This is a genomic window from Inquilinus limosus MP06 (assembly GCF_000767795.1).
Classification (GTDB): Bacteria; Pseudomonadota; Alphaproteobacteria; order DSM-16000; family Inquilinaceae; genus Inquilinus; species Inquilinus limosus_E.
Window position 1 is genome coordinate 57,529 of record NZ_JANX01000002.1, and the last position, 9,521, is coordinate 67,049.

The 9,521-nt window shown below is 65.4% G+C and carries 11 protein-coding genes; 4 read left to right on the forward strand and 7 right to left on the reverse strand.

Annotation, left to right across the window (positions count from 1 at the left end):
• Positions 1–72 precede the first annotated feature (72 nt).
• From P409_RS00960 to P409_RS00965, 3 genes are all read right to left on the reverse strand, one after another.
• Positions 73–2,355: a glycosyltransferase family 4 protein gene (locus tag P409_RS00960; RefSeq protein WP_034830854.1), complete on the reverse strand. Its 2,283-nt coding sequence runs from the start codon at positions 2,353–2,355 to the stop codon at positions 73–75.
• A gap of 88 nt (positions 2,356–2,443) precedes the next feature.
• On the reverse strand, positions 2,444–2,584 hold the full coding sequence (locus tag P409_RS40015) for a hypothetical protein (RefSeq protein WP_193366467.1): 141 nt from the start codon (positions 2,582–2,584) through the stop codon (positions 2,444–2,446).
• Between the two features lie 76 nt (positions 2,585–2,660).
• Complete coding sequence (locus P409_RS00965) at positions 2,661–2,873, reverse strand: cold-shock protein (protein ID WP_034830855.1); 213 nt, start codon at positions 2,871–2,873, stop codon at positions 2,661–2,663.
• Between the two features lie 447 nt (positions 2,874–3,320).
• Here P409_RS00965 and P409_RS35920 point away from each other — a divergent pair, with 447 nt between their 5' ends.
• Both P409_RS35920 and P409_RS40020 read left to right on the forward strand, forming a co-directional pair.
• Positions 3,321–3,767: a tetratricopeptide repeat protein gene (locus P409_RS35920; RefSeq protein ID WP_052119874.1), complete on the forward strand. Its 447-nt coding sequence runs from the start codon at positions 3,321–3,323 to the stop codon at positions 3,765–3,767.
• Positions 3,768–3,883: 116 nt separating this feature from the next.
• The gene (locus P409_RS40020) at positions 3,884–4,351 is read left to right on the forward strand and encodes a hypothetical protein (RefSeq protein WP_052119875.1); all 468 of its coding nucleotides are present in this window, start codon (positions 3,884–3,886) and stop codon (positions 4,349–4,351) included.
• Positions 4,352–4,372: 21 nt separating this feature from the next.
• Here P409_RS40020 and P409_RS00980 read toward each other — a convergent pair whose 3' ends face one another.
• Both P409_RS00980 and P409_RS00985 read right to left on the reverse strand, forming a co-directional pair.
• Positions 4,373–5,113 carry a fatty acid desaturase gene (locus P409_RS00980; protein ID WP_238578567.1) on the reverse strand — a complete coding sequence of 247 codons (741 nt, stop codon included), beginning with the start codon at positions 5,111–5,113 and terminating at the stop codon, positions 4,373–4,375.
• Positions 5,114–5,659: 546 nt separating this feature from the next.
• Positions 5,660–6,451: an NYN domain-containing protein gene (locus tag P409_RS00985; RefSeq protein WP_034830857.1), complete on the reverse strand. Its 792-nt coding sequence runs from the start codon at positions 6,449–6,451 to the stop codon at positions 5,660–5,662.
• A gap of 483 nt (positions 6,452–6,934) precedes the next feature.
• Between P409_RS00985 and P409_RS00990 the strand changes: the two genes are divergently transcribed.
• Complete coding sequence (locus P409_RS00990) at positions 6,935–7,477, forward strand: hypothetical protein (protein ID WP_034830859.1); 543 nt, start codon at positions 6,935–6,937, stop codon at positions 7,475–7,477.
• 273 nt (positions 7,478–7,750) lie between these two features.
• Here P409_RS00990 and P409_RS00995 read toward each other — a convergent pair whose 3' ends face one another.
• Both P409_RS00995 and P409_RS41465 read right to left on the reverse strand, forming a co-directional pair.
• A complete protein-coding gene (locus P409_RS00995; RefSeq protein ID WP_034830861.1) occupies positions 7,751–8,230 on the reverse strand; it encodes an SRPBCC family protein in 480 nt (159 codons plus the stop codon).
• 2 nt (positions 8,231–8,232) lie between these two features.
• Entirely contained in the window at positions 8,233–8,529 is a 297-nt protein-coding gene (locus tag P409_RS41465) for an ArsR/SmtB family transcription factor (protein WP_081991088.1), read from the reverse strand.
• A gap of 275 nt (positions 8,530–8,804) precedes the next feature.
• Between P409_RS41465 and P409_RS01000 the strand changes: the two genes are divergently transcribed.
• Positions 8,805–9,440: a tyrosine-type recombinase/integrase gene (locus P409_RS01000; RefSeq protein WP_034830863.1), complete on the forward strand. Its 636-nt coding sequence runs from the start codon at positions 8,805–8,807 to the stop codon at positions 9,438–9,440.
• Positions 9,441–9,521 lie beyond the last annotated feature (81 nt).

A 9,521-nucleotide genomic window follows, 5' to 3' on the forward strand; every position in this document is an offset into this window, starting at 1 on the left:
GCAGGGCCGCCCGGTTCAGGAAAGTGATTTGCGACAAGATGTCCTCGGGCAGGTCAAGGGAAGGTCACGCACTCACGTCTCGGCCAGGCGCGGCACGAATTTCGCTCGGCCGTCCATGACATGCGCGATGCGGCGCATCTCCAGCTGGCTGAGGAGATAGGAGACGACGGATTCGCCGCCCTGGTTCTCGTTCACCCGGTCGGGATGCAGGCCGTCGCGGCAACCGCCGGTCTCGGGATCGACCAGGGGCAGCCCCAGGTCGTTGGCGCCGAGAAACCAGCCGAAGGCGCGCTCCGCGTTGGCTTTCCATTCAGGGTCACCCTCGACGCGCCACGCCGCCAGGCAGGCGGAGACGGCGGCCGTGACCTCCAGGGGCTGCTGGTCGAAGGGCCGTGGCGCCGTCCGCCGGTCGCTGAAGCTGCTCGACCCGACCGGCCGGAACACGCCGGCCGGCGTCGTCTGATGCGACATCAGCCAGTGCAGGGTACGCAGACCCGCATCGACAAACTCGACTGATCGGACGCCCATGCCGGTGACGATCAGGGCCTGCGGCAGCCGCGCATTGTCATAGGCCAGCCCGTCCTCGAACCAGGCCCAGCCTCCGGTCTCGACGGCCGCCAGTATCGACATCAGCCTCGTGGCCAGGGCGTGCCGGACACGTTCGGCAAGGGTGTCGTCGGCCGTCACGGCGCAGTAGGCGTCGAGCCCGAGCAGGGTGAAGGCCCAGGCGCGAGGCGAGCCGAAGGCCTCCACCGCCGGCAGCGCCTCGGCGAACAGCGCGGTGGCCCAGCGCCGGCGCGATGCGCTGGCGTCGCTGCGCGCGCATTCTCCCAGAGCCCAGAGCGTTCGGCCGTGGCTGTCCTCCGAACCGCTCTCCTCCAGCCAGCGCCGGTCGAAGCCCATGAAGTTGCGGAATCGCCGCGTGTCGGGATTCCAGGCATGCTGGACGAAGGCCGCCAGCCGGGCGGTCAGGGGCTCGGGCAGTGCCACCTCGCCGGGATGGTTGAGGGCGCAGGCCACCAGCAGTGCACGGGCGTTGTCGTCGACGCAGTAGCCATGGGACCGATCGGGCACCGAATGCACGGCATGCTGGAACAACCCGGTGTCGTCGCACATCGACAGGAAATGGCCGAGCTGCATCGCCAGCGGCGCGAAGCGGGGACTGGCCGGCTCACGCCCATCGGGTCGCTCGACCACCCGGAACCGGTGCCCCTGCCGCGCCTGCTCGAAGACGCTCCGGTACTGCTCCGCCGTGCGCGCCCAGGTCATCGACCGGCTGCCGGCATAGGCGCGACGGCGCATCGCCTCACGCCGGATGTCGTCGGTCAGCAGTCCTGCGACCGCGGCGCCGGTGGCTGCGGCGTCGCTGGACGGGACCAGGATGCCGCGCCCGTCGGCCAGCAGCTCGCGGGCGTGCCAATAGGGCGTCGAGACCACCGCCTTGCCGAGGCCGAAGCTGTAGGCCAGGGTCCCCGACGTCATCTGCGCCTCGTCGAGATAGGGCGTGACGTAGACGTCGCACATCGAGATGAACTCGAGCAGCGTGGCCAGATCGACGAACTGGTCGAGCAGCACGACATGCCCTTCAACCCCGCGATCCCGTGCCCGGGCGGCCAGGCTTTCGCGGTAGGTCTCACCCTGGTCGCGGACCAGGTTGGGATGCGTCGCGCCGAGCACGACATACACCGCGTCGGGCTGGCTGCGCAGGATCTCGGGCATGGCGTCGATCATGACCTCGATGCCCTTGTTCGGGGACAGGAGGCCGAAGGTCAGGATGACCGGCCGCCCGGCGAAGCCCAGCCTGGCCTTCGCCGCGGTGGGCTCGGTGAAAGCGACGTCGGGGATGCCGTGCAGGACGATGTCGATCTTGTCCGCCGGAACACCATAGACCGTCCGCAGCAGGTCGCGGCCCTTCCGGGCCATGACGACGACCCGCACCGACGCGCCAATGATCCTGCCCAGCACGTCCCGCTGCGCCGCCGTTGGCTCGGTCAGGACGGTGTGGAGCGTGGTGACCACCGGCATGGTCAGGCGCGACAGCAGCGCCATGACATGGCAGCCGGCCTCGCCGCCGAAGATGCCGAATTCGTGCTGCAGCGAGACCACGTCGAACCGGCCGGCGTTGAGGATATCGGCCGCCCGGACATACTCCTCGATCCGGTCGTCGGCGATCTCGATGCGGACGGCGGGCGGGTAGTCATAGGCCTGGCCGTGATCGGTCATCGCCGCGATGCAGGTCTCGGCGACCGCCTCCGACGCCGCCACCGCCTGCTGCAGGTCGGTCGTGAAGGTCGCGATCCCGCAGCGGCGCGGGAGCGAATTGCCGATGAAGGCCACGCGAATCGGCTGGGTCACGGCAGCGCCTCCATCGGAACGGCCGCCGGCCCGTCGCGGCGCGGCGACGGTCCGGCGGCATGGAAAGGGTCGGTCGATGCGCCGGGCCTCAGCTCTTCTTCTTGCTCTGGCCCGCGCCCGGGGCCGCCGCCCGGCTCAGCGCGCTCATGGTCGCGCCATGAATCACCGGCTTCGCAGCCTGCTTGGGTTTCCGGATTTCCCGATTGCTACGCTTCTGCCCTTTGGCCATGAAATCTCCTCTGCGCCCGATGGGGACGGCGCGCTGTGTGTGATGACGGAATGCTGCGGCGGTCGCGCTGGCGCGGTCACTCCACGGCCTTTAGATTGTCCGCGGAGGGCTTCCCGCTCCGCTGGTCGGGGACCAGATCGAAGCCCAGCCGCTGACCCTGGGTCAGCTGGCCGAGGCCGGAGCGCTCGACGGCGGTGATGTGGACGAAGGTGTCCTTGCCTCCTTCATCCGGCGTGATGAAGCCGAAGCCCCTCTGGGCGTCGAACCATTTGACGGTTCCCGCTGCCATGAATTCCTCTTTTCGCAGGCACTGGCCCGGCCGGGCCGCGACATTCGCGGGGACGACCGAACTGGCATTCAGATGAGAACCTGGGTTTCCGTTGCGCCTATGGGCACAAGGACGGATCTCTATATCCGGAATTGATCCAGTGATCCTGGACCAGAATCATCGAAATCCCCAGAAAATACGACCGTCGATTCGAAAAAAAATACGTCACCGAAATTGACCCCGAATAGGCGATATATTTCAATCGCATATAGATACCAGCGGGATCTGGAAATATAATTCTGAAATGAGTCGTGACTTTTTCGGTCGCAATACCTGATGGTCGACACCATATTGGTTGGCACAGAATGGGAAATCCTGTCCGGAGCTGAGTTCTCTCGCGTTCCTGGATTTCGGTGCCGCCATCGAGGGCTGCCGTGCGGCTCCATACGCCGGCACAAGGAGACATCATTGAAGATCGACAGCATGAGACGACTGCAGCGGGACGCCGAGCTCGGCGATGCCGTGGCGCAGTTCAATCTCGGCATCGTCTATGGCAATCGGAGCGGCGAACCCGGCCATGCCGTCGAGGACAGACGGATGGATGCCATCCGGTGGCTGTTGCGCTCGGCGAACCAGGGGCTGCCGCGGGCGCAGAACCGGCTGGCCGAAATCTATGTCGAAGGTCCGGACGCGTCGAAGGACGCGGTCAAGGCGTGTGCCTGGTTTCTCCTGGCGGCTGCGGGGGAACTCGGTGCCCGGGGGCAGACCGCCCGATCGGGCTACGAGCGTGCCGCAGCGCTTCTGAGCGCGACGCAGATCGCGCAGGCGCATCGCCGGGCGGCGCGCTGGAAGCCGAAGATCGAAGCGGAGAACGCCCAGGCGGAGGCGCCGATCCTGGCGACGGTGCTGCCATGAAAGGTTGGTTCGTCCCGCCGGTCGTGATCCCGATCGGCCTTGTGGTGCTGATCGTCATCTACGCCGCCGCCCGGGCCCTCGCATAGCCGCAGGCCCGGTCGAGCAGAGGGAGCCGAATGACCCTGCGGACAAGTAGCGGGACCGTCTGCTTCACCCGGCCGTTCACCCTGAGCGGCATCGACGGGCCGCAGCCGCCCGGAACCTACACGGTGGAGACGGACGAGAAATCGCTCGATGGCTCGTCGCCCCCGATCTACCGGCGGGTCGCGACGATGATTCGCCTGCCCGGCCGGCCCGGGAGCGGCGAGCTGGTCCAGGTCGTCACCGTGGATCCGGACGAGCTGGCCGCGGCCCTGCTGCGGGACGCCGCGGCGCCGGCAGGCCCCGCCCCAGACGCCCCCATGGCGGAAGCACGGGCTGAAGCACCTCTGCGAGACCCGGGAGGGCCGCCCGCGCCGCGCCCGTCCGACCGCCGGCTGCTGGACGGCTGGCGATACTGGGCGGCGATCAATCCCCGCGCGCCGGGCTGGATCGTGGCCATCGTCGCCGGCGTCCTGTTCGCCACGCTGATCGTCGCCTGGTGATCGGGCCGGCTCGGGCCGCGATCAGGCCCGGCCGACGGCTGCGGCCGGGAAGCCGACCATCTGCTGCCGCTTTTCGTCCCACAGCGCGAAGAACGGCGCACGCAGGGCATCCCACAGGCTCAGGCTCGGCACCGCCTGCAGCTGTTGGATCGCGGCGTGACAGGCGGACAGGCGGTAATTGGGGATGCGCGGATTGAGGTGGTGGATGTGGTGGAAGCCGATGTTGCCGGTGAACCATTGCAGGATCCGCGGCAGCTTCAGATAGGACGAGCCCTGCAGCGACGCGGCGCCGAACCGCCATTCCGCGTCCCGCTGCCACAGCGTTTCCTCGAAGCGATGCTGCACCGCGAATAACCAGACGCCAATGATCGAGGCGATCACCATGATCGGCAGCTGGACCTGCAGCACGCGCTCGAAGCCCAGGACGAGCCCGAGGCCAAGGAAAAGGGCGGCGATGCCAGCATTGGTGGCATGGACCGACAGCCGCTCCCGCCGCCAGTCCTTCGGCGTGTCGAACGGAATCCGGTAGAGCAGCAGGAAAACCAGCGGCGGCAGCAGCAGCCCGGTGATCGCCGGATGGCGGCTTAGCCGATACAGCAGGCGGCGGCGCGGCGCCAGGGTTTGGTATTCCGACACGGTTAGGCAAGTCGAATAGATGTCCGCCCCGCTGCCGCGTCGGTCGGGATTGTTCCAGACCGCGTGATGCCCGGCATGCTGGCGGCGCCAATTCGCGAAGGGGGCGTGAAGGTGATCAGGCCGCACAGGCGGCCGAGCGCGACGTTGGCACGGCGAGAGCCGAAGAACGACGAGTGCCCGCAATCATGCTGGATGATGAAGAGGCGCACGATCAGGCCGGCGGCGACCACGGCCAGGCCGAGCGTCAGCCCGTAGGACAGCTCAAGGCTGGCATACATCGCCGCGCAGACCCCGACGAAGCCTCCCAATGTCGATGCCAGCTGCCACACTGCCCGCGGCAGGCTCGGCGTCCGGAAGCGGGCGACCGCGGCCCGCAACGCCGCATCGGCATCGAGTGGCAGGCGCGGCTGCGCCGTCGCGGGCGTCGGATAGGGAGTGTCTTGCATATCTGTCTCCGAACTGCCCGGCGGAGCCGGGCCATGGTGGTCGTGGGATGTTCGAAGGCAGACGGCAAGAGCGCTCCACAACGGCAGCGGTCGAACTTCGAAACAGGCAGAAAGCCACGGCGGGCGCTCGATTGCGAGCGGTGAACGCCGACACTATCAATCTAGGTCAGCCTCAATGATATGGGAGTGACCGCGGGCGAATTTAACCGGCCGTACCCGGATGGCGTCACGGCGTGGCGGTCCGGCCCCGGCCGCGCCTGGATCCGGCCGTCCCCGCGGCGGCAACCCTGGCCGGCGGTACTGGCCGCGGCCTGATCCGCAAGGCCCGGCCCTCCGGCTGGTCGAGATCGAACGCCTCGGTCTTCCGCACCAGATCGCTGAGCTTGCGATAGCCGTATGTGCGCGGGTCGAAGTCCGAGGCGATGTTCGCGAGGCGCTGCCCCACGGCGCCCAGGGCCACCCAGCCATCCTCCGTCTCCATCTGTGCGATGGCCTTGTTCAGGATCGGGACGGCCGCAGCGGGAGGCTGGAGCGGGCCGAGGGACGCCCCTTCCCCCGGCGTGGCGACCTGGGCCTCCGGCAGCAGGTTCTCGGTGTAGATGAACCGGCGGCACGCCTGCCGGAAGCTTTCAGGCGTCTTCTGTTCGCCGAAACCGTAGACGTCCGCCCCCTGTTCGCGAAGTCGCGACGCCAGACGCGTGAAATCGCTGTCGGACGAGACCAGACAGAAGCCGTCGAACCGGCCGCTATGCAGCAGGTCCATGGCATCAATCACGAGGGCGATGTCTGAGGCATTCTTGCCCGTCGTGTAGGCGAATTGCTGGTACGGGTCGATCGCGAATTTCTGAAGGATTTCGGCCCAGGACTTCAGGCGCTGGCCCGAGAAGTCGCCATAGATCCGCCGGACACTGGCCTCGCCAAACTTGGCGACCTCCTCGAACAGCCCGGCGGCAATGCGCGGCGAGGTGTTGTCGGCATCGATCAGGATGGCAAATCTGGGCAGCCGCTCTTCCGCCATGGTGTGCATCTCCGTTTGATATGGCCCTGCAGCCAAGGCCATTGTCGTCATGGACAGGCTCGATGTCCGGATTGGTGAGGGCTGGACGGCACGCGTCCGGCCACCATCACCACCGCCTCGCCGAGATGCCAGAAGAGGACATGGACGAGCATCCTGGAAGGGGGAATCAGGCCGGCGGACGCCCCCGCGAGACAGGCTCGGTTGGCGCCCTGACGCGGGACACCGGTCGGAAGTAGGTCTCTCCCGCCCCGGCCGGCCTGCGCCCTAAGCGGAAATCACTGTGGCCGCCCGGAACCGGACGTAGCTCGAATCCGCTGAGCTCGGCCATCCTTTGCCGGCCCGAACCGCAGGACCTGTCCCAAACCCGCCGTCGAAATCTGCTCCAGGAAGGAGACATGTCCACTCGGAGAGTATGATCAATAATTTAGGGGATGGACCGGAGGCTTGTGCTATTTATCCCGGATAACACGCGTCGGAGCGCGCATGCCATTGCAGCAGGATTGTCCGTTTCGCAACTCTGATGGCCTCGTGGAAATCTTCTATTCGCGGCGCGGCGTCATCAGAATTCTGATCCTTGTATCGACCATTCTTCCAATAGTTTTCGCTGGGATTTACTTCGCGATCAAGGAGGGCAACCCAGAGAGAATATTAGTCTGCACCATCGCCTCAGCGATGTTTCTGGGCGGCACAATCGTGAGCGTCTGGAGCTTAGCCAAGCGATGGAATGACAAGCTTCCCCACCTCCGGCTCAGTCGCGACGGCGTGGAATTCTGCCAGTACGGCTTCGCGCTGCGTTGGTCGGATTTTAGGGCCATCGGTGCGACGACGCTTTCGCGTGTTCCTATTCTTGTGTTCCACATCAAGCCGGAGGCTCAGAGCCAGATTGTCCGGCGCGGAAGGCGCGTCCCCTTCGATGCCGTCAGCGTGTTCCGGAACGCGATCTGGGTCCACCTGCGCTCCATTCGGATGAGCCGACGTGATCTGATCACCGCGATCGAACGCCTTGGAGACTGCCAGGTCCGATAGGGTAACGAGTTGCCGCCCATGGTGCCCGGTTCAGGCACCAGATCTGTTACATAGAGGAGTTGCTACGCTTTCGCCGCGAGCCCAGCCCCAACGGGTTGGCGCCGATTCCGGTCGTTCAACGGGCGCCCCGTTTGCGCACGTTAACCGAACTCTCGGGATCCCAGCGCTTTCTCCGGAACGCACCAGACCTCGCACTCCCGAAACCGGCCATCGCCTTAGGCTGGATTGCGGACACGGGTCGACCCGCCCCTATCAGTCATTGATGTGGGCGGCTCAGGTCCTCGATGCTTCAACAAGCCGTCGTAGGTACAGCGGCCAGCCTTGATCACCCCGTACGCCGGCCGCGAGGCCTTGCCAGCCCTCACCATGCCGCTCGAGGTGACGATGCTCCAATTCCACCCTCGTCCGCCGCTCGCCATCCGCGATGAAGCGAACCTCTACCTCGCTTGACCGCGCGGGATCGGTCTCGATCCGCCAATGCGGGCTGATGTCCCACGTGAAGACGACGCGCGTGGGCGGCTCGTAGGCCAACACACGGCCCCACTGGCATTCGCTGCCGTCGATGCCGCGGTCGTAGATGCGTCCGCCAACCTTCGGTTCGAAGACCGACTGTGCGATGCTAACGGCCAGCATGTTGTGCTCGCGCGGCTTGATATGATCGAAGCGCTCGGTGAACACCCTGAAGGCGCGTTCGATCGGCACGTCCACGATGATCTCCGTGCGCACGGAGGTGTCGGCGGTGTTGGAACTCATGGTTATTGGTCCTCTATCTCGGCCACCTGTTTGAAATTCGATAGGGTTTGGTTCCAGAACTGGTCGAGCTGCGCACGTAAGGCAGCGAGACCTGTGGGATTAGCGCTGTAGAGCCGCCGCGTCCCAACCGCCTTATCAACGACCAGACCGGCTTCCTTCAATAGCCTGAGGTGCTGTGACACCGCTGGCCGGCTGATAGGTAGGCAATCCGCCAGTTCCCGGACATTCCGCGGGCGCACGGCGATTAGCTCTAGGATCGTTCGCCGCGTGGGATCAGCAAGCGCGTTCCATCCGTCCATAGATGGTTATATATCACTTACCGTAAGTGAAGGCTAACCAATTCCCTCCCGCATCGCGACGGCGACAATGGCGCAGGAGACTAACTCCGCCGGGATGTCCCCGATGCGATTAACAGATTGCCGTGCCAGCTGGTCGGCTGGCGCGGCTCGGGTGCGCCAATAGCGGTTCCCGCCTGAGCGCTCGGAAGCGGACAGGATCGTCGGGTCCGTGATAGGATAAATTCGCCTCTGCTGATGTACGCTGTGGTGGGAGGGTGGCCTAGGAGTGATAGGCCATGCCCACCACCACAAGTGATTCACGTACCGAAACAGAACCGCGAGTCCCTTGGAACAGAGGACAGCTGATCGGGCAGAAGCGGCCTCTGAGACCAAAGGATGTATGGTCGATTCGTGCACGGCTCGAGATAGATGATCGTGCGCGGGATCTGGCGTTGTTCAATCTCGCTATCGATAGCAAGCTCAGGGCCAGCGACCTGGTCAGCTTGAAAATCGAAGATATCCAGATCGGCGGGCGGATCCGCGAGCGTGCGACCATCGTCCAGCAGAAGACCGGCCGGCCGGTTCAGTTCGAACTGACCGATAGCACGCGCAAGGCCCTGCAACCTTGGTTGGCGCGCCGCGGCTCAATGACAGGCTTTCTGTTTCCCGGTCAAAAACGGAACCAGTCTCATCTCTCGACGCGGCAGTATGCCCGCCTCGTCCATAGCTGGGTGGCCGAGGCCGGCCTCGATAGTCCATCCTATGGAACACATTCGATGCGACGAACCAAAGTAGCTCAGATCTACCGCAAGACTGGCAATCTAAGAGCGGTCCAACTCCTACTCGGCCACAGGAAACTTGAAAGCACAGTGCGATATCTCGGCATCGAGGTTGACGACGCGCTCAGCATCTCCAAGCAACTCGATCTCTGACGGTACTGCCGAATGCCCTTGGCGCAATCGGCACATCTCGCCGGTCGGAGTGGATTCCTACCACCCCGACCGGCCCGCGCC

Coding starts and splice junctions, on each gene's coding strand:
- P409_RS41465 (WP_081991088.1), bottom strand. CDS start 8,529: ATGGACGGATGGAACGCGCTTGCTGATCCCACGCGGCGAACGATCCTA.
- P409_RS01000 (WP_034830863.1), top strand. CDS start 8,805: ATGCCCACCACCACAAGTGATTCACGTACCGAAACAGAACCGCGAGTC.
- P409_RS40015 (WP_193366467.1), bottom strand. CDS start 2,584: ATGGCCAAAGGGCAGAAGCGTAGCAATCGGGAAATCCGGAAACCCAAG.
- P409_RS00965 (WP_034830855.1), bottom strand. CDS start 2,873: ATGGCAGCGGGAACCGTCAAATGGTTCGACGCCCAGAGGGGCTTCGGC.
- P409_RS00990 (WP_034830859.1), top strand. CDS start 6,935: ATGCCATTGCAGCAGGATTGTCCGTTTCGCAACTCTGATGGCCTCGTG.
- P409_RS00995 (WP_034830861.1), bottom strand. CDS start 8,230: ATGAGTTCCAACACCGCCGACACCTCCGTGCGCACGGAGATCATCGTG.
- P409_RS40020 (WP_052119875.1), top strand. CDS start 3,884: ATGACCCTGCGGACAAGTAGCGGGACCGTCTGCTTCACCCGGCCGTTC.
- P409_RS00985 (WP_034830857.1), bottom strand. CDS start 6,451: ATGGCGGAAGAGCGGCTGCCCAGATTTGCCATCCTGATCGATGCCGAC.